The 21,156-nt window shown below is 49.3% G+C and carries 17 protein-coding genes; 9 read left to right on the forward strand and 8 right to left on the reverse strand.

All coding sequences use genetic code 11. The features are described from left to right. Positions 1-68: 68 nt before the first annotated feature. Complete coding sequence (locus OEZ43_12775; GenBank protein MDH5546461.1) at positions 69-1,331, forward strand: YncE family protein; 1,263 nt, start codon at positions 69-71, stop codon at positions 1,329-1,331. 62 nt (positions 1,332-1,393) lie between these two features. Next, a complete protein-coding gene (locus tag OEZ43_12780) occupies positions 1,394-2,314 on the forward strand; it encodes a peptidoglycan-binding protein (protein ID MDH5546462.1) in 921 nt (306 codons plus the stop codon). An 8-nt stretch (positions 2,315-2,322) separates the two neighbouring features. On the opposite strand, the gene OEZ43_12785 is transcribed toward OEZ43_12780, so the two are convergent. From OEZ43_12785 to OEZ43_12820, 8 genes are all read right to left on the reverse strand, one after another. After that, positions 2,323-3,216: a hypothetical protein gene (locus tag OEZ43_12785; GenBank protein ID MDH5546463.1), complete on the reverse strand. Its 894-nt coding sequence runs from the start codon at positions 3,214-3,216 to the stop codon at positions 2,323-2,325. A 91-nt stretch (positions 3,217-3,307) separates the two neighbouring features. Further along, positions 3,308-4,186, reverse strand: a complete 879-nt coding sequence (locus tag OEZ43_12790; protein MDH5546464.1) for a hypothetical protein — start codon at positions 4,184-4,186, stop codon at positions 3,308-3,310. Positions 4,187-4,248: 62 nt separating this feature from the next. Continuing rightward, positions 4,249-6,060 (reverse strand): caspase family protein, encoded by a 1,812-nt coding sequence (locus tag OEZ43_12795; protein ID MDH5546465.1) that lies wholly within the window; start codon positions 6,058-6,060, stop codon positions 4,249-4,251. 26 nt (positions 6,061-6,086) lie between these two features. Continuing rightward, positions 6,087-6,947, reverse strand: a complete 861-nt coding sequence (locus tag OEZ43_12800; protein MDH5546466.1) for an OmpA family protein — start codon at positions 6,945-6,947, stop codon at positions 6,087-6,089. A 347-nt stretch (positions 6,948-7,294) separates the two neighbouring features. Next, positions 7,295-9,850, reverse strand: coding sequence for an HYR domain-containing protein (locus tag OEZ43_12805; protein MDH5546467.1), 2,556 nt, complete (start codon positions 9,848-9,850; stop codon positions 7,295-7,297). Positions 9,851-9,877: 27 nt separating this feature from the next. Then, entirely contained in the window at positions 9,878-10,573 is a 696-nt protein-coding gene (locus tag OEZ43_12810; GenBank protein MDH5546468.1) for a hypothetical protein, read from the reverse strand. A 71-nt stretch (positions 10,574-10,644) separates the two neighbouring features. Further along, positions 10,645-11,679 (reverse strand): caspase family protein, encoded by a 1,035-nt coding sequence (locus OEZ43_12815; GenBank protein ID MDH5546469.1) that lies wholly within the window; start codon positions 11,677-11,679, stop codon positions 10,645-10,647. Positions 11,680-11,907: 228 nt separating this feature from the next. Beyond that, positions 11,908-13,230: a hypothetical protein gene (locus OEZ43_12820; GenBank protein ID MDH5546470.1), complete on the reverse strand. Its 1,323-nt coding sequence runs from the start codon at positions 13,228-13,230 to the stop codon at positions 11,908-11,910. Between the two features lie 237 nt (positions 13,231-13,467). Here OEZ43_12820 and OEZ43_12825 point away from each other — a divergent pair, with 237 nt between their 5' ends. From OEZ43_12825 to OEZ43_12855, 7 genes are all read left to right on the forward strand, one after another. Further along, positions 13,468-14,664, forward strand: coding sequence for an ammonium transporter (locus OEZ43_12825; GenBank protein ID MDH5546471.1), 1,197 nt, complete (start codon positions 13,468-13,470; stop codon positions 14,662-14,664). A 127-nt stretch (positions 14,665-14,791) separates the two neighbouring features. After that, a complete protein-coding gene (locus OEZ43_12830) occupies positions 14,792-16,024 on the forward strand; it encodes a sodium:proton antiporter (protein ID MDH5546472.1) in 1,233 nt (410 codons plus the stop codon). Positions 16,025-16,102: 78 nt separating this feature from the next. Further along, positions 16,103-16,567 carry a hypothetical protein gene (locus OEZ43_12835; GenBank protein ID MDH5546473.1) on the forward strand — a complete coding sequence of 155 codons (465 nt, stop codon included), beginning with the start codon at positions 16,103-16,105 and terminating at the stop codon, positions 16,565-16,567. A gap of 11 nt (positions 16,568-16,578) precedes the next feature. Continuing rightward, a complete protein-coding gene (locus OEZ43_12840) occupies positions 16,579-17,814 on the forward strand; it encodes a Zn-dependent hydrolase (GenBank protein MDH5546474.1) in 1,236 nt (411 codons plus the stop codon). A gap of 3 nt (positions 17,815-17,817) precedes the next feature. Further along, the gene (locus OEZ43_12845) at positions 17,818-18,543 is read left to right on the forward strand and encodes a cysteine hydrolase (protein MDH5546475.1); all 726 of its coding nucleotides are present in this window, start codon (positions 17,818-17,820) and stop codon (positions 18,541-18,543) included. Continuing rightward, positions 18,540-19,982: a sodium:solute symporter family protein gene (locus OEZ43_12850; GenBank protein ID MDH5546476.1), complete on the forward strand. Its 1,443-nt coding sequence runs from the start codon at positions 18,540-18,542 to the stop codon at positions 19,980-19,982. The genes OEZ43_12845 and OEZ43_12850 overlap by 4 nt, the downstream gene beginning before the upstream one ends. 112 nt (positions 19,983-20,094) lie before the next feature. Continuing rightward, positions 20,095-21,150: an aspartate carbamoyltransferase gene (locus OEZ43_12855; GenBank protein ID MDH5546477.1), complete on the forward strand. Its 1,056-nt coding sequence runs from the start codon at positions 20,095-20,097 to the stop codon at positions 21,148-21,150. Positions 21,151-21,156 lie beyond the last annotated feature (6 nt).

Consider the following 21,156-nt stretch of genomic DNA (forward strand, 5'->3'; position numbering starts at 1 on the left):
CCTTTGTACACGTTGGGCCTAAACTATATAATAGTCCGCCACCGCAACCAATCATGAGGATGTACTTTATGGCAGTCACTGACGTGCAACACTGGTCTCTGGCGTGTTTTCAGGATTACGGAGATCGTGGGTCTGTTGCGCTCATCCATTGTCGTGACGGTCAGTTCACAGTACAAAAAATGGCGCAAACCGCCGCCTCAGGCCTGTCCCACGAAAAACGTCCGGTCTATCTCAGCAGCACCGACAGTGGCGAAGCCATAATGATGGATGCGGTGAGCAAGAAAATCAGTCTTAGTTTACACGTACCAGAAGATGCCTTTGGTATCTACTATTATCCAGATACTGAGCAGAACGTCATGTGGTGTACCATTGATGGCGATAAAAACAATGGTGCCGACCCACTAAATTGCAGCGATGGTGGGGCCTCTGTCATTGCCATGCGTGGCGAGGGAAATGAGACCTCGTTGTTAAAACTGATCTGCCTGGGGCGTGGTCACCATGTCGTCACCGCTGTCAATCACCCTCAGTTACCCAAAAAAGTTTTCGTCTCCAGCCTGCTCGACGGCATACTCAGTGTCATCGACAATGATCCGACCAGCGACAACTATCTCAATATTATCGAAACCATTAATCTGTGCCAGCCGAACCGGGAAAAAGACAGCGCTACCGATGTGCCTAATAATGCCTTTCCCCACGGCATGGCGTTTTCGCCGTTGACGCGTAAGATCTATTGCCTCAACAACGGTTACGCCAATATCAATGTGGTCGATCCGGTTACCCACGAGGTTGAGGCATTGATCGACATGGAGCTCAGCAGCAATCTGTTATTGTCACCCTGTGGACGGTATCTGATTGGCAAGGGCGCCGATCGTAAATCCAATCCTGATCATGTCATAGGCAGACTGTGCGTACTCGATGCGCAGACACAAAAGATGGAGACGGTTCTTGATCTCCAGGATATCTATCCCAGTTGTTATCGCTTTACGCCAGACGGGAAAAAACTCTATGTCACAACAGCGGCTACCGGAAAAGGGACGCAAAAAGACAATCTCATCTACGACACTTTATACATTTATGACAGCAGTGCGCTACCCGTTTTGACTTTACTGAAGGAAGTAAAGGTTGGTCAGGCGGATTGCGGACGGCGTTCGATAGCATTCCTGAAGCACAACAAGCAAACACCGTATGTGTTCGTGCCGAATCCCAGCGAAGGGACAGTATCAATACTCGATGGCAATACCGATGACGTTCTCGACACGGTCTCCGTCGGACAAACAGGTGCGCAGGAAACCGCTTTCAACTATTGGGATGGTCGTTTTTACGGGGCGTAAACTCTACCATCCGCGAATTTCTCTACTATGATTAGGTGAGTATACTCACAAGGAGTGTCGCAGTGGATTTGACTCGCAATCTGTCTCTGCAGGAACCGGTGTTGACCGGAGATGATGTTACCGCGCTTCAAAAAAGGTTGATCTTTCTTGGCTATACCACTGTCAGTGGTGCCGATGGCGTTTACGGCGAACGAACCGACAAAGCGGTTCGCGCCTTCCAGAAAGCCAACAATCTCATAGAAGACGGCGTTGTTGGCCAGTTCACCTGGAAGGCCTTATTTAAGAGTTATCTGCCGCCCTCATTCCAGTTACTCACACAGCTCAAGGCTGATCTGATTAAACCCCACGGTTTTCGCGACAGTGTTGTCTGGCAATTGGCCGACAATGGTATTTTGATCGATCACAATATGCCGGAAACAACGGGAGGCGAACCACTGACGATCGCCCGCATCTGGGAGAGCTGGGGCAGTGCCATCGAAAGACATGCGGAAGATTTTGGCGTGCCGGTTGAACTCATCATGGCGACGATATGCACCGAAACGCGAGGTGATCCAAACGCCGTGCGTATCGAGCCAGGATATGTCTCTGACCAGGAAACGCCGCATCGCGTGTCGCCCGGTTTGATGCAGACATTGATCTCAACTGCGCGTCTCTCACTGCGTGATGACAGCATTGATCGCGACTGGTTGCTTGTGCCTGAGAACGCGATCAAAGCCGGCACGGCCTATATCGCACGCCAACGCAAAGCCACGCACTTCGATCCACCCAAAGTCGCCTGCGCATATAATGCCGGCGGCATTTATTACAACAAGGGCACAAACAATCGCTGGAAGATGCGCCAATACCCACTCGGCAGTGGCGAACACGCCGATCGGTATGTGAAGTGGTTTAATGATTGTTTTCGTTACTTCGCCTCACAGGACTTAACCCCCGGGCCAAGTTTCTATAATTTGATGGGGCAGAGTGATTTGGTAATAGGCTAGGATTTTCTTTACTTCGAAATAATCTCGATCAACGCATCGCTGAAATGACATAATTGTTCGTTCGCGCTATCGCCTCGGGCGATTGCATCTTTCAAGCTTGCGATTTCGGGCGTGTTGGTTGTTTTGATGTCGTCCAGAAGATTCGATGCAATTGCAGATAATTTCTCAGACACCAGCTGTTTATTCTGCACCTCACACTGCATGCTCGATATGGCGGCCAGTCTACCAAGTTCGATGATATAGCCTTCCTCTGTTGATTGGCTAAGGGTATCCGCCAAACTGCTTTTCGAAATGCCCAATTCAGAAAACGCTTTTTCTCCCAGTGAATCGATCCCTTTGCCAAAACCGGTTTCAAGCAGCACTCTCACTCTGCTCTTCTTGACAAAAAACGAACGTGAAGTTGATTGTGTAGTGGGATGTGGCGTGCGCGGCTTGACAGCCCATTGCTGAGTCAGCGATACGCCGTGTTCCTGATAGATCAAGTCGATACTTACACTGTGTGACACGTCTCGATTTATGACGACTAATGTGACTGACATAAGGACTACAAATGTCGCTGCGAAACCGCCTCCGATAAACCAGGTTCTCCGTCCAAAGAGAAGCTCTTTAAATTGTTGAGCCCATCCGTGCCTGTGCGCCTGCGTCGAAACGGGGTCATGTTTCACCGAGTCCCGACGTTCATCAAAAAGGGAATTGACCTCGACACAATGTATCCAGCGCTCGTAAACATCCGCTGCATTCGCGATATGTGACAATACCTGCGCTTTGCGGGTTTCATCAAGTCGTCCATAAAACAGCATGATGAGATCTTCATCGCTCGGCATGTGACCGACCGCCGCCGCCTTAGCACCACCAAGCTGAATCCCCACATAGGCTAGCGCATTTTCTTTTTTGTCAGACATTCAGACCATCTTTCCTTAGTGCTTGTATCGTTCCCATGCTTTAAGTATTAGTAGGACAGAAATACAAAATTGAACAAAAAAATGAATTTGTTCACTTCTTATTCGTTAATTCCGAAATTCCTTCGAAGGAAATTCCGGCATCTATAAATGCAGCATGAATTCTATCCAGTGCCTTTTGTATAATGCGTCCAGGCATATACTCTGCCAGTCCAAGGGCTTGCGCGACGGTTTTACGCTTTATGCCATCTTGATAAACCATTTTCAAAATTACACGCTCCAGATCGGAGAGTTCGAGTTCCTGCCTCATACGTTTTAACTTTGAGAGCAATGCTGTTTCAACAATATGGTCATCTTCAAACACTAAACCATCAACCCGCTTGGCCGGGTCAGGGTTGTCATTCAGAATAAGACTCATGAGCATGAGCATTTGCCTGTAAAAGGCACTGGTAACATGATCGTCGGGCGTACGATAGTCTGCAATCAGATCGTCAGACGAATCCTTATATTCCCCATCGAGCGAGGCTGCCGCAAATTCCTTATTGCTGTGACCACACCACGGTAGTTGCGCCTTGATCGTCTTTATCGCATGTCGGATGACGCTTTCTTCACGCATGTCACGAAAAAGCAGGCTATCCACTAACACGGGAATTTCCATCCGTTCAAGACAGAGCATTTTCCATATCTTGATCCAAAAGTCGCCCTGGTCACTAAGCCATTTTGGAGGACGCATACGTCCAAAGCGTTTGCGGGAAAACTCTTCCAGATAATTCTTCGCAAGAGTATGAAGAAAGGTCTCGGGTTGACAATTACCTTGAAAGGAAGAAAGCACAGACCAGTCATCCTCACTCAGTTTCTCCAGCACATAGCTGCTGGCTTCCTGCGCGAGCCCTCCTTCGCCAAAACGACGAACAGCTAACTGGTCTAACTTGTCCAGCCATTGCGGCCCAAAGATGATATTTTTCCAGTCCATGTCTTACGCGCAATGTTTGCATCCCACACCCGCACGAATATTAGCACAGACTACAGGTTTTACTATTTAGCTACCCCGTCGGCAGTTACTAACTGTAGCGATGCCCTGGCTGCCGGAATCTCCTCGGCATTTAGCAGCTGAAAAAGTTTCTTGAATTCCTCCGAACCCAGATAGAAACTTTTTCCGCGCAGACCTTCATACAACTCACTATTCCGGCCAAAGGCATAGGCGATGACATAATCCCGTCCAAAAGGAGGACGCACCTCGGATATTCTATCCAACTGCAAGGCTTCGAAGGCGGCGACGGAATTGAGTTCGGTCGCAAGATAGGGATATATCACCGACACCAGGCCCGCGGGATCGATATTGAGCAAAAGAACGTAGGCATCCATATTGGTTCGTATAGAAAACCCGATCTCCTCGCCTAATACCGCAGTGGAACCGCGCCCACGTTGTAACATATCCAGTTCGACTTCAAACGATTGCGAAAAATCCCCGTGAACCAGAAGATCTGCCGTGGCCTGATTGATAACCGCGTCTTTAATCGCCGCAGGATTTCCATTTTTCACTTTGGCAATCAAATCACCGGCATTACTTAACAACAATACATGACTCGGCGTTTGCCTTATCTCCAATTGATACGCGTCGCTACTGATTGCAATATCAGTTATCTCGCCGAGAATCTTGCGCAGCTTAGGGTCGAGACTGCTGTCGAGATATACCGGGAATTTTCTTTGATAAACAATATTTGGCGTCTGTCCGATATCGACGGTCTTAACTCGCGGTGACTGAACTTTTTGTTTCGTCACGCGTGCAGAAACCTGTTCGCCAGTGGATCGCGTACTGAACAATTCTCTATAGGCAAGATTACCTTTGTCCTCTGCCAGCGACGGAAGCGCCTGCGGCGTGTGTTCAAATCCACGAATTCGCATCAGGTTTCTGACCGAGGTTTTTAACTCACCATAGGTTATCCGTCCGTCCTGATCCAGGTCGGCATTGATTTCTCCGTGCAGTATGCGTAACAAAGAATCGGTAAACGCGCCGTGTGGCTTACCGTCAACAGTCGGATAGACTGGAAGTAGTTTTGGGGGAATATCGAGTGCTCGCTCGTCTTCACCGGCAGCGGACAGATAATAGATATTCTTGTATGGATAAGGATCGGCTTGTTCGGGCTCTGCCTGCTGCGTCGTTTCCGGTTTCTTTCTTTGTGCCAACCAATCCAAATCATCGGTCAACCCTTTGTAACTCATGACTTCCGAAATATTCATACTCCGAAATTCCGTATTCGCGACTTTATAGCGACTGCGCACGGTATTCCCGGAAAAACAGGCATCGATAACCACAAACACATCGCGCCCACTTTCGTCTAATGCGGTAAACAAAGGGCGCAAATCACGTTTGCCAACTATGAGCCTGTCCACGATTTCTTCACGATTTCCGGCGCTAAACACGTCTACTGGAATAAACGCCCCGGATGTCGTCGGCAGAACCCGTTCGAGCCCCTTGGTATTATCGCTTAATACATCTTGAATACCACTGTCATGGGCACTCGTTCCGTGACCACTCATGTAGATAAATATGCTATCGCCTTTTTTGGTTTTACTATGTAACTGGGAAATTTTTCTGATGATGTTGTCATGCGTGCCTTCTTTATCAAGCACAACATCTATTTTGTCTGGATCGAAACCCCATTTCTTGATCAATACTTTTTGAACCGCGTTGACATCATTCACCGGCCCGGTTAACGCGCGGGTGGGATACGCGCCAACGCCAATCAATAACGCATGTTTTTCGGCTATGGCATTGCCGGTATAGAGCATTCCCAGACATGCACACACGATGGCGATACGGCGTTTTGTTTTATTCCTTAACATCCTCTCTCACCCGTCCTTTAGGTAACTTACTCCATATAGACTTCAATGCGACGATTCAATTTTTGAAGCCCTGCATCGTCACCACGGTAAAGTGGGCGCGTTTCTCCAAGCCCTCTAGTCAGTATCCGCCCGTCTAGCTCTGGCCGCATCGCAATGATGGCGTCGGCGATGGCGCGCGCGCGTTTTTCCGACAAAATCAAATTAGGCATTTCCTCCCCGCGCGTATCCGCGTGACCAACAATGACCGCCGTTTCTCCATTGAACTCACTATCTGCAAGTGCTTCGGCCAATACACTGACATTCTTCGCCGTGTCGTCAGAAACCTCAGTGCTATTGAAAACAAAATTTATCGCAATATCGATAGAGGGTTTGATATCGCTGTCCAGTAAAACGGCGGAACGCCCCTGCAAGCCACGTTTGACTTGCGCGACGGTGAGCGGTTGTTCCACGCGCTTTTTATCGAGTTCCAACATCAACTCAGGTATCCACTTTGGCGGATTGGGCAGCATATTGGTCGCTTTACGCAATATGGACAAAGGCACGCTGATCTGCCCTTGTTGTGCCAGTGACTCGGCGTAGCGCGACATGGCCAGTACGACTTCATCGTTATTCGATGCATATTTCTTAGCGTCTTTAAACGATGCCGCGGCGCTGGTGTAGCTTTCCTGATTCTGCTGTACTCTGCCCAACAAGAACCAGCTATCGAAACGATTACACACCGACACCGACTGTTTCAGAAGATTTTCTGCATCATCTAACTGCCCGCGCTTCGTCGCAGCGCTTGCTTGCTCAAACAATGACTCGCCTTTGTCACAATCGTCCGCGTATGCAATGTTTATTGTGGTGATTAACATGACGGCTGCATAGACACTCTTCCAACAACACATTCTCATCTCCAGTATTTTGAACAGGCCGGTTTCAGGACCGCAAAACCTCAATTTTCTTGCTTGCGCTATTTTAGAGGGACAGTTTGTTTTTATAAACAACGAGGGGTATCAAAAAATTGGGGCCAGGCGCCTTCAGGGACATGAAAACCATGCAAGCCCGGCAAACTACACGATCAATTATTCCTTTTATTACATATTATTATCCGATAAATATAATATTATATCTCAACCTAAGCCCTGCTATGCCTTTGTTCGAAAACGCAAGGTCAGCGTGGGGACAAAGAAGTGCTCATGCGCGACAAATCCTCCCCACGCTGGCCCAAGCCAGTCCGGATATATCATCGCCACTACATAGGCTCAGTAATCAAAACCATATCAGCATCGCCGCCCAGCGCCTGATCACCCAAGTTACCGTAAGTAAAACCGGTCAAAAAAACCAGTCCCTGCTCTTCGTCAAGCAACAAGGCATTGCCAACATCGCTGGCACCAGTCCCGTATTGCTTGCTCCATATCAGCGAGCCTTCGGGTGATAGCTTGATGAGAAATATGTCTTGTAAACCGGCATGCGCATTTGATTCGTTCGATACGGTGCCCTCTGTTGACCCGGTAACATATATCTCGCCAACAGAGCTTACGACAACATCGTGCCCCTGCGTCCAGGCGCCCGCATCGATTTGGTAGGACCATATCTTGTTCAAGTTACTGTCGAGTTTAATCACAAAAACATCGGCGCGGCCGAATGTGTTCTTAGTCAAATTGTCACCGATCAATCCGCCCGTCATCCCCGTAATAATGAGTTCCCCATTCTGGTCGAGCGTCATTGCATACGCATAATCGGTACTAAGCGTACCCAGTTGTACTAATTGCGTTCTATCGCCTTCTGGCGTGTACCTGGCGACAAAATAATCCCAGTCGCCACTATTACTACCTGGGCCCGTTAGTTCTGATGCTGTCGAGCCTATCGCGTAAATCGAATCATCCGCGGCGACCACGACATCATTGCATTTGGTCGAGGCCGAGCCTATCGTACGCGACCAGATCTCCGCACCGGTTTCGTCCGCCTTCAACACAGAACATAGCTGTGCTGTTTCGTTTCGCCAGCCGCCAACAATAATGTTATTGCCTGAATCAACCTTTATTGATGTGGCCCTACCTCGGCCTGGAGAAAACGCCCACATCAATACGCCGGTGGCATCGTATTTTGCGTAAAACTGATCAAAGTCTCCGTCGCCTGCTATTGCACCACCAAAGTCTCCACCGGTTTCACCGCTAACCAGGATGTCACCCAGCAAATCCACGGCGATGGAGCGACCGTATTCCTCACCAATAGATCCACTTTGTTGCCGCCATTGTTCGACACCGTTGGGATTAATATTCACCAGCACAATGTCCTGACTGCCGATATGGCTGCTAGTGCCCGCAAAGTTTCCGGAGCTATTACCAGTGATCAATAAATCGCTGGCGTTTGACATCGTCATGCCTATTCCCCAGTCGAGTCCATCCGACGTACCGATTTGTTCTATTGATGAACGATTTGGAAACACTTCGACAGGGTCTGATGCGATTTCATGTCCACCACTAAATGTGGCGACGACAACTGCGTAGTAGCGTTGCCCATTGTCCAGCGGAGTGATCACTGCTGGAGAAGTCACCGACGGAAACAGTCTTGCGTCTGTAAAATCCGGATAAAACTTATAATTGAAATCTGGATTACTTGAGAGATAAATTGAATAGGACTGAGCGCCAGCGGCATTCCATGATAGCGTTGCCTTGCCGCTACCCGACTCCACCACTGGTGTTATCTGCGCAAAACAAAACACCTGGATATTGTTTACATCGCCGCTAACGACACCTACGCCACCGGTCACCGAGCATCTCTGCCCAACCGGCGGATTGCTAACGCTAAGCTGAAAACTATCCCCGGCCAGCAGAGTGTTAGGAAAACTAATCAGGGAATTAACCTGCAATTGTGCCGCAGTCACCGTAAGCGGAGTAAACTGATTTAGTTGCATCGATATTTCGCCGCCGGTGATACCGAAAAGACTCGCACTAATGGTATACGATTGGTCAACAGGCTGTGGATCGGCCTGATTTTTCAAGACGCTAATGGCCTGCTCAACACTGGCAGAGTTTCCGCTACTGTCATACGCCGTCCACAACACTGTCGTTGAGCCGATGCCTATCGTCATTGGCAGGCTTGCGTTCAATTCGATTCGATCTGGAAAAAGCTCTTCCACCACGGGCGGACTTAGTGTTTCAAAAGTATAACTATCGGCTGATGTGTGCTGCACAATCGGATCGGGGGTAATAAATACTGGCGGAGTGGTATCTATGATGGTGACAAGTTGGGTATCACTCATACTATGATCCGCATCTCGAATAACCCAGATTACCTCGGTCTGGCCTAAAGGAAACCCCTGGCCCGGCGCATCATTGAGTATGACGGTACTTGCTTCGTCAAATCCAGAACCATTCGTCGTCCCCAGCAGCACCTTGGTAAACTCAGCACTCGCCTCCATCGTTACATCTGCTGGCGCATGAAACTCTCGCTTTTCTGCGCAATCAATGTCTATAACAATTTCGCTGTCATCTACCACTCTGCCGGTCGAATTATTCAACTCACAATGCTGAATATCCGAACTTTCATCGATTGCAACGGTGTAATGACTTCCCACATTCAACGGTGTCTGAAAGGTATATCGTCCGTCCTCATCGACGATCAAACTGTCATTAAATTCCAGTCCCAGCTTGCGCAGGGTAACTTTACCCTTATTAATGAGGATGAGTTCACCGTCAAGATTTTCAACATCGACTGAAACGAATATGGATTTGGTTTCCGTACCACCGATACCACAGGCAGACAGTAGCAAAACTGAGAAAACGAGAAGCAGGGAATTAGTCACAACATTTCGCACGCGTTGGAACACAGGCTATAGTCCTACCGTATAACTCAACCCGGCGATCAACCCATGTTCGCTAATTGCAGAACCAGAAAGGCTACCGAGCAAAACATTTTGTCGATATTTGTAGCCCGCAGAAAATCGCCAATCAGGGGCAAGCTGAGGTAACCAGGCAAGGCCAATCTCACCTGTCAGATTTACCCCTTTGTGTGCTGAACTTTGTGAGCCATCGGAAACTTCGCTATCGATCAGTAATAGTCCCAGGTTTTGATAAGACAACAGACTCGTTGCAAGGGGTTGATAGGCGCTAATCCCTCCCCCCACTCCGACATCTATCTGTCCGATATTTGAATTGGTGTTGGCGGTAAAAAAACCGGTATCCATAAGTTCTGTTTTTGTCGAAAGAAACTTTGCGTCAACAAATGCCGCAATACGCTTACCGAAATAGTAGCCCAGATAGAGATCCACATCGGCGGTTTGCGTTTTGATATCAAGCCCGACAACAGAAGAGTGGACATCACCACCACTCAGATTGATTCCGCCAAACCATTCCCCTTGGCTAACAGCAATTGTTAATCCAGGAAAGTGCGCAGTTTGATATACTTCACTCAGATATTGTTGCGACGATACATTCGTCTGCATAGACCAGTATTTTAATGCGGAAGTGATGCGAGTTTCCTCGCTACCGAAGGCAGACGAGACTGAAAACGCATACACACTCAACATAAAAATTAGCATTTTCCTGAGAGATTTTTTGAAAAGCGTCGTTGTTCTTTTTTGTACCATCGTCTTAACCCTTACATACTGACCAAGGGCGTGTACAACGGCTTATGCACTTCATCAAGTTCTTCCGTGTTCCGTTGTGGCTGGGTAATTTCTACCTCGATCTTTTCTCCATCAATTGCAATATTGATAGCAAACTTCACGAATACAAATTCGCCCCCTTCATGTCGCGCCCCTTGAAGCACACCTCGCTGCGGCGTTTGTTTGACTGCATCACCCACACGAACCCGGACATCGCTACTAAGTTCGGAAATAGGAAAATAGCGTTTGGAATTATCTTTCAATTCCTGTAGCAGAAAATAGGTAAACGGCGAGTGGCCAGAATTACGATAACTGTCGTCGACGTATTCATCGCCACCGGCAGCGAGCACATAAACACTCTTGCGTCGATTCAGTTTTTCGATGTAGCGAGTCGAATAGCTTCGACCCGTTTTTTCGCTACCCGCGCTGCGAGTAAGTGTTCCACTAAAACAGGAGTCGGAGATAAGCAACACATGTTGAGTGATATCGCTGAGCGCGGCGACTTTTTCCTTGATGCGTGCATTGCTCACAAACAAGGAATCATCCCAGCCCTCTGCATCAACGGGAACCCAGTAGGCCTCACCAGTTTTTTCGTTCTTATAGCCGTGACCAGCAAAATAGATCAGCACATTGTCGCCAAAACGCGAGGTTTCTATTAAGTCGGTCAAGGCCTGGATGATTTCGCGGTAGGCGGCGTTCTTGACCACGCGCACATCAGAAAACCCATAGTCATTCTTCAGGACATTCGCCAGCTCGATCGCCCCTGGTATGGCCGTATATAACTTACCCCACACCTGTTCTTTATCCTGATACTCGTTATTACCGATGATCAGGGCGCGAAATCTACCCGCGACGATAGTATCCGTAGTGGAGTTACGGGCAAGCCCTCGCTTAACGTTTTTGGTGTCGGTGTCAGATTTTGCACTCGGGTCAGCGAAGACATCGCTTGCGCAAACCGAAAATGGCGTGAGTATTGAAGCGACTATAGTAATAGTTGCAGTAAGGTATAAGTTAAGAAGCTTCCTCACAATACTATTCATCCCTGCCACTTGGCTATTTTTTGATCAATTCGCACACCCAACAGGCGGCGAAAAGACTACATATTCTCGATTCGCTGTGATGCCACAGGGAAATGCCCGCAGCTGGAAAGTATACATTCTTAGTTTAGGAATAGGTAGGCATATGCCATAGCGAATTTTACGCTTTATGCCCGTCTCTCTTAACGAGAAAGCGAATATTGACACGTCACTTTCGCGCTAGTTTAGTCCTCTAAATATCCGCGTCTCTCTGATTCGCTCTTCAATAATATTTTGTAACTGCTGATACTCCACACTCCCCACATTTTTATAACGTTGCTTAAATGTCTTTTCGTTTAGCCCCTCAGGCAAATCTGTAATCGCCGGCATAAAATCCTTTTCTGCAAGGTTCTCATTGGCCATAAACTGTTGCACAGCCAGTGCACTTTTTTCATCTCGTGTAGCAAGTTCAGCAAAGCTGACGCCGCTACGATCAGCAATCAGATCTGCAAATGAAAAACCCGATCCCCCCATGGAGTCAGAAATTTCTTTGGCCACCCCAATTGCGTCCGCCAAGCCCATACCCGCCGCTACGGTCAGCCCCGCGGAAACGAAATAGTGTTGATACAAATCGTGGCGTTCAGATAACAAATAGCGATGATATGCGGGAAGGACAATGCGCTCGTCCTTCTTAGGCGGCAGGTATCGTTTCAAATAAAAACCTTGTGCGTAAACGGATAGGGCAAGCAATAAGGCCTTGTTTTCCTCTACGGCAAGATTGTTTTTTAGTGAACGTTGCAGAGCGAAGACGAACATCGGCTGTATCAACGCGGTAACACTGATCTTCTTGCTGCGCTGCGCGCGCGTAATTTTGGCCAATTCATTGGAATGAGCAATTACGCGTGCGCGTAACGCTGGAGAGATTAACAAATCCTGTCCCCGATCCTGCAAACGTCGAAACAGTTCTGGCTGCCATTCGTAGGTCAACACGATTTTATCCGGTCTGACACGCAGGTTTCGAAGTGATGACAAGGCCGCGCGATATTCTTCATATCGTTGGGCAGTATAGCGATGGGTATAGTCCAAAACATGTTTCAGCAGCCACGCCGGAACGTCCAGCTTACCCACTTTAAGATGTGTGATTTCTACAGTCATCAAGTCATCAACTCGAACGTCGCCCTCTAGATTGATATAGGCACCGAATATAGTGAGCGGCGAAAGCAGGGTCGCGCGTATGCCGATGTGCTGATACTCCAGTTTTAAAACTACGTTTCCCGGTATCACACGCCTCAGGCCATATCTGGCTGCCAGATTTAGCTCATCCTCGCGCAACTCCACCAGCTTGAAATGTCGTTGACGCGCGCCGCGAGGCAAATTGTGTTCGATGATTTTTTTGATGCGTTTTACATTCTCATGGGAAAGTGGCTTGCCCGTATCGGCAACCAGGGCTGTACCAGAATGGATCAACAGCAGAAAGGACAATCCCAGCACGGGCAGCCCGATAAACAGAAAGCTCAGCACATAAACGGTAACGCGCATAAGCGCCCGGTGTGGTTCAATCAACTTACCGCCCTCTCGCTAACCCGGCTTTTCCAAAACTATGCGCCATGAAAATCACCATCACGCCTAAATGCACCACGATGCAGCAACAAAGCACAAGAACGCAAACATGCGCACCATATTGGTGCGATCTGATGCCGAACACTGAGGCTTACTCCTTGTTTTAACAAAGCTTTTTGAAGAGGCATAATTCCTGTATTGCCTGCGCCCATAACGATGAATGAAATGAGAGGAGTCATAATGGAAGCACTACAATCGGGCAGCGACGTCGTCTTTTTGCTCATGGGCGCCGTGATGGTACTGGCCATGCACGCTGGATTCGCGTTTTTAGAAGTCGGCACGGTACGCAAGAAAAACCAGGTCAATGCCCTGGTCAAAATCATTGTCGATTTCGCGGTTTCCACCATACTCTATTTCTTTGTTGGCTATAGCATCGCATACGGTATCAACTTTTTTGCAGGGGCCGAAAGCATTTCCGCAAAAAACGGCTATGACCTGGTGAAGTTCTTCTTCTTGCTCACCTTCGCTGCAGCGATTCCGGCAATCGTATCCGGCGGTATCGCCGAGCGTGCGCGCTTCTATCCGCAACTTGCAGCGACCGCGATTGTCGTTGCCTTCGTCTATCCAACATTTGAGGGCATGATCTGGAATGGTAACTATGGTTTCCAGAGTTGGTTGGAATCCAGCTTCGGTGCCAGCTTTCATGACTTCGCCGGGTCTGTAGTCGTCCATGCCGTTGGCGGCTGGGTTGCGCTGGGCGCTGTCGTCATGCTGGGTGCGCGCTATGGTCGTTATCGTAAAGATGGTATGGTTACTGCGCATCCACCTTCTAGCATTCCGTTTCTCGCGCTTGGTGCGTGGATACTCACCGTTGGCTGGTTCGGTTTTAATGTCATGTCTGCCCAAAGCGTCGCCGGTGTCAGCGGTCTGGTCGCTGTGAATTCACTCATGGCCATGGTCGGCGGCATACTCGCCGCGCTGGTATTCGGCAAAAACGACCCGGGCTTTGTGCACAACGGGCCACTCGCTGGACTCGTTGCGATTTGTGCCGGTTCTGACATTGTACATCCCATGGGTGCGCTGGCAATTGGTCTGGTTGGTGGCGCATTATTTGTTGTTACCTTCACCCTGGCACAAAACAAATGGAAGATTGATGACGTGCTCGGTGTATGGCCGCTGCATGGACTATGTGGATTGTGGGGCGGTGTAGCTGCGGGTATCTTTGGCCAACAGGCCCTGGGTGGCATGGGCGGCGTAAGCTTTACGTCACAGCTGATTGGAACGACAGTTGGCGTGGTGTTCGCGGCGGCTGCGGGTTTTCTGGTGTATGGACTACTCAAAAGCAGTGTTGGCATACGCCTGACTCAGGAAGAGGAATACAACGGCGCTGATCTGAGTATTCACAAGATTTCAGCCGAGCCCAATTACGACAAATAAACGTAAACCTTCTTTTCCTGTACACACGGCGCTTCGGCGCCGTGTGTCGTTTCTTCCTTCCTCCAATCCTGCTCTAATCTGTTAATATCTTCCGCTAACGCAATTCACCGTACAGAGAGGCCGCCGCATGGAAATCTTGAACGCCATCGCCGTATTAATCACGCTTTCTGCGCTGTTTAACTACGTCAATTATCGTTATATCGGATTTCCCACCACGATCGGCATCATGGTTATAGCACTACTTGTTTCCCTGGGTGTGATTGCACTCGACGCGATGGGCGTGAAAATACTTGGTGATACACAAAACATGGTGCGCAGCATCGATTTCAATACCACTCTCATGCAGGGCATGTTGAGTTTTCTGTTATTCGCGGGCGCATTACACGTCAACATCGACGATTTACTCAAGCAAAAAGGTGCAATCCTGTTGCTAGCCAGTGTTGGCGTTATCCTCAGCACGTTTATCATTGGCGCAGGAGCATGGTATGTGCTCGGATTTCTAGGTGTAGAGTTGCCCTTTATTTATTGTTTGTTATTCGGTGCGCTGATTTCCCCCACCGATCCTATCGCCGTAATGGGTATACTCAAGTCCGCTGGCGCGCCAAAAACACTGGAAATCAAGATTGCCGGTGAATCGCTATTTAATGATGGCATTGCTGTAGTGGTGTTTCTCGTGCTACTCGGTATCGCCAGTGGTGGACATGATATCAGCGCGGGAGGCATCGCGTTATTGTTCGCAGAAGAGGCCATCGGTGGCATCGTACTCGGGCTGGCATTGGGTTATGTTGGATTCCGACTGCTAAAGAGCGTCGACAATTATCAGCTCGAAGTGATGTTAACACTTGCGCTGGTAATGGGCGGATATGCGCTGGCAACACTCATACACGTATCCGGACCGCTCGCCATGGTTATCGCCGGATTGTTTATCGGCAATCATGGACGCATGTTTGCCATGTCTGAACACACGCGCGAACATGTCGATCAATCCTGGCATCTCATCGATGAAGTGCTTAACGCGATATTATTTCTATTGATCGGTATCGAAATACTCGCGATAGAATACAACTCATCGTTTCTCATTGCCGGTGCGATATTGATTCCGCTGACGCTGTGCGCAAGATTTATCAGCGTGGCCGGTTTAGTCAGTATCATGCGACGTAAACGTTCGTTTAGCCCAGGTGCGGTGAAGATACTCACCTGGGGCGGACTACGCGGCGGCATCTCCGTTGCGCTTGCATTGTCATTACCTGCCGGTGCTGCGCGTGACGAAATACTCGCAATCACCTATGTAGTGGTAGTGTTTTCCATATTGGTGCAAGGACTCACTGTCGGCAAGCTCATTCGCTCCACGCAGTCTTAAAAAAGCACTCGCCTTGCAATAATATCTCTGTCTGCTATCCTTTTATGCACATTTGCGAGAGAAATTATTGTTCTACAAATGACTATTCAAAGGGTAGCGCGGCATGTGCTGCGTTATCGCTTATTCTTTTTTTGCTGTATTGGTTTGTTTGCTTTCCTGAATCCGGACAGAGGATTTGCGACGGATACCCCTGAGCTCTCGGTAGACGCATCTATCGCCACTGCCGGTTATTACAGACTTCAATGGCAGGCAAATCACGCAAAAAACCCCTCTTTTATACTGCAGGAATCTCAGGAAGAAAGTTTCCAAACTCCGTTTACGCGGTATCAGGGATCCGATCGTGCGCGTGTCATCAGCGGAAAATCCGATGGTGATTATTTCTATCGCGTGCGACTGGAAGACAATACGCAGTGGAGTGACGTTGTCAAAGTACAAGTCCGCCACCACAGTCTGGGCGATGCATTTCTATTTTTCTCGATTGGACTCTTCATATTTCTTTCCACTCTGTTTGTCATCTATCGCGGCAATAAATCAGCGCGTTAAAAGGAAAACCCTTGCACAAAATCAATTTTTCACGCCTGCAAAAAGACATTGAAGAACTCGCCTCGATCGGCAGAAGTGATGACGACAAAGGATTGTATCGCATGGCCTTTAGTGATGGCGATATGGCAGGGCGCGCCTGGTTAAAGGCAAAAATACTTGCCGCCGGACTGGATTTTTACCAGGACGGCGCGGCGAATCTGCATGCACGATATAACTGGAACGAAGACACACCGAGTGTTATCACCGGTTCGCACATCGACACGATTCCGGGCGCCGGTCATCTTGATGGTGCTTTAGGCGTGGTAACCGGACTCGAATGCCTGCGAACACTGAAAGAAAATAATATCGCTCTGAAATATCCTCTTGAATGTATCGCCTTCAGTGATGAAGAAGGCCGATTCGGAGGCATGTTCGGCTCGCAGGCTTTTTGCGGGCAACTGACTCCCGAGAGTATCTACAACGCCGTCGATCTCGGAAACGTCGCCATCACTGACGCTATGGCCTCTCACGGACTCAATGCCACAGATGCATTGCAGGCGCGACGTAATCCCAAAAGCATTCATGCCTTTGTCGAACTGCATATCGAGCAAGGCCCAGTGCTGGATAGTCAAAACATCAGTATTGGTGTTGTCGATGCAATCGCCGGGTTGTTCAAATGGAATGTCACGCTTAAGGGTGCCGCTAATCACGCCGGCACCACGCCAATGTCTATGCGACAAGATGCGTTTCAGGGACTGGCCGAGATAGCCACGCAACTCAATCGCATCCTCGAAGAGTATGGCAGCCAGCGCAGTGTCGCGACGATTGGGCGGGTTTCACTTTTTCCCGGCGCGGCCAATGTCGTACCCGGCGTTGTTGAATTCACCCTCGAAGTGCGTGACACCGACGCTCAGCAATTAAAAGATCTTGGCGGCGCGTTTCGTCGTTCTATATCGGCTATCGCGAGGCGACGTGATCTGATGTTTGAATTCGAGATACTCAGCGAACTGCCGCCGGTGAAATGCGACCCAGGCATCGTGCAAACCGTTCATCAAAGCGCCAGGGCGCTTAATGTTTCAAGCCTGCATATGCATAGCGGCGCCGCCCACGACACGCAAATACTTGCGCAAATCACGCGCGCCGGAATGATCTTTGTGCCAAGCAAGGACGGTCGCAGTCATTCCCCCGCCGAGTGGACAAATTGGGAAGATATTGAAATTGGCGCCAATGTCTTAATCAACACGCTTTATCAGCTAGCGAGTAATTAATGTATGAATGAAAAAGAAAATCAATTTGCCGACATCGATCCATTAGAGGAAAGCTATCGCGAGTCGATAGTCGAAAACCCGGAAGTCAAAGTATCTCTGGCAGAGCACCACACCGCGTTATTGGTTATTGATATTCAGTTTCTCGACGCCGCGCCAGGGCATGGCGTATTTGCCGATCTGGAAAAAAGCTCTGTTCCCAAAGAAGCTCAGGACTATTACTTTGACCGTTTGAGTACACTGGTTTTACCCAATGTACGCAAGCTTCAGGATTGTTTTCGCCAACACAAACTGGAAGTCATACACACGCGTATTCAATCGATGACACAGGATGGACGCGATCGCGGACCTGGACACAAACGCCTCGGCCTGCACGCTGCGCCGGGGTCGAAGGAAGCGGAGTTCCTACCGGAAATCGCACCCGTCGGCGATGAGATCGTCATCAATAAAACCGCCAGCGGCGTTTTTAACTCCACCAATATTGAGTATCTATTGCGCAATATGGAAATTACCGGATTGTTCATTGTCGGCGTATACACCAATGAATGTGTCTCAACGGCGGTACGCGATGCCTGCGACCGCGGATTTTATGTCACTCTTATTGAAGATGCCTGCGCCACGGTAACGCCCGAACTTCAGAATGCCACCATCACAACGGTAAGAGATCGCTATGCACGCGTAATGAATACGCAAGAGGCACTTGCCGAAATCAACAAGGTCGTTGATAAATGAACGAAGGCAACGGTTACATACTCGACGCATCGACTGGCTGGATGATACTCGCCATTTTCAGCGTCGTGTGGGTAACGCTCGGTTGGTTCTGGGGACGCAATACGCGACAGCTTGATGACTTTATGCTTGCCGGGCGTAATGTCGGCCTATCCCTGGGTGTTGCTACTGCGATGGCGACATGGGTAACAAGCAACACCACCATGGCTGCGCCGCAGTTGGCCTTACAACTTGGTATGTGGGGCATGATTGGTTATTCACTCGGCGCGATTGGTTTGTTTCTATTCGCTCCTCTGGCTAAACGTATTCGAATTTTAATGCCGAATGCCTATACCAGTGGCGACTTCATACGCCTGCGTTATGGCGTGACCACCTGGCGCGTGTTTCTGGCAATTTCGCTTTTTTATGGCTTCGGCTGGTTAATCAGTCTGGGCATGGCCGGCGGCGTATTGATCAATGCACTCACTGGCATACCTTACGAATACGGCATGACCGTAATACTCAGCGTGTGCGTGCTTTACACCTTGCTCGGTGGCCTGCGCGCCGTTATCGGTACGGACTTTATTCAAACGCTTTTGATTGTTATCGGTGTCGCCATACTCGCCTGGCTGGCAATTGATAAAGTCGGTTTCGATGCCATACACAAAGGCGTACAGCAGGAACGTCCTCAACTTTTGAATCTGCTGATGCCAGCCGCGGTCATGTTTCTATTCAATAATCTTTTGTTTGGCGTCGGCGAAATTTTTCATTCCAACGTGTGGTGGAGCCGCGCCTTCGCCTTTCGACAGGGAGTCGGTTTTCGTGCCTATGTCATCGCCGGTGTGATGTGGCTACCGATTCCCGTTGTCGCCGGTTTTGTCGCCCTGGCAACACCTGCGCTCGGCTTGAACGTGCCTGCCGCAGACATGGTCGGCCCGCTAGTCGCCGCAAAACTATTGGGGGGCGTTGGCGCAGTATTGGTTTTTGTGATCGTGTTTTCGGCCCTCGCTTCCAGCCTCGATTCACTACTGGCAGCAACCAGTGATCTCATCACCCAGGATATCTATCGCGGCCATTTTCGCCCCCATGCAAGCAATGAGCAATTACGCAAGGCGGCAAAGATCATCATCATCGCGCTTGGCGTCATTACCTGGTTGTTGTGTTTGCCGCGCCTGACGACATTGGCAGAACTGCTGTATTTTACCGGCGCATTTGTCGCCAGCACCATCTGGCCGATTGTTGCCGGACTTTATTGGAAAAGCGCAAATCGACATGGCGCCACTGCGGCAATGGTTCTCGGCACCGCTATCGGTTTGTATTGTTATTTTGCGATCGGTTTTTATGTTGCAGCCCTCGTCGGCGCGGCGGCGTCCATGCTCATTGTGTTAGCCAGTACGCGCCTGTGGCCTGAGAGTTTTGACTGGCAGCACTTGCAACAAACCCAACAGGAGAAAACAACGTGAGCGCCAGCGTTGGTTTTCTATCCGTTCTGGTTGTCACGGCATTGGTAACTACTGCGACAACACCTTTGGTTTTAATTTTCTTATTTATTCGTGACATGCTCAGGAGGGAACAATGGTAACCCAGATTAATCCCCTGCTTAAGGACGCGCTACCTGAAAAAGATACCACGGAGGGTATCGAGCGTCCTCTTGCCTTACTAAAACACATACCTGAAGACCCCGTCCCCTTGCTCGAACTGGCAAATCATTCTGTGGTATCGGCGCGTCAATTTAATCGGGCGCAAATCGCGCAACTGTGTCGACTGGCCGCCAAACACGAAGCCGTTCCACAACAGACTCGACGACCACTGGTGGGCAAAATTTTAATCAGCGCCTTTTATGAACCCAGCACGCGCACACGTCTTTCCTTTGAAAGCGCCTGGCATCGTTTGGGCGGTGACATTATGTCGATTACCGATCCTGCGACCACCGGTATTGCCAAAGGTGAAACGCTTTCCGATGTCGCCGAAATGCTAAACAACTATGGCGATCTGGTGGTATTACGCGAATGTCAGAACGAAGCGGTTTACGAAATGTTAAAGGCGCTCAGGATTCCCATTGTAAATGCTGGTAATGGAACGGACGAACACCCGACCCAGGCACTGGCGGATATCTATACCTTACTCAAGTGGCGACCAGAACTGATAGATACGCAAATGGCGGAAACCGCGAAGGTACGTATTGGCATAGTCGGCGTACCATCGACCATGCGTACCGTACGCAGCTTGTTATATTTACTCGGACTGATTGCTGACAATCTCAAAGAAGTCCTTATCATTTCCGCAGAAGAACAACTGTTTTCTGAGAATCAACGCGAGGATCTGGAAGAACTGGGACTTCGTATTCGTGTCTCCGAAACACTGGACGATGTATTACCCCATCTTGACGTCGTTTATATCAATGCAATTGCCTGGGTCGGTGATGGCTACAAGGAATACGGTAGCCAATACACGCTCAACAACCGTTCTCCGCTAAAGAGCGACGCCATTGTGATGCACCCCCTGGCACGAGGACAGGAATTAGATACCAGCCTCGATAACACCTCACACAACTGGTATTTCGCGCAGGCGCGTAGCGCTGTGTTTATACGCATGGCCCTGCTCACCTGTCTGGTACAAAACAACTGGTAAACAAAA

This window comes from Gammaproteobacteria bacterium (genome assembly GCA_029881255.1).
Taxonomy (GTDB): domain Bacteria; phylum Pseudomonadota; class Gammaproteobacteria; order S012-40; family S012-40; genus JAOUMY01.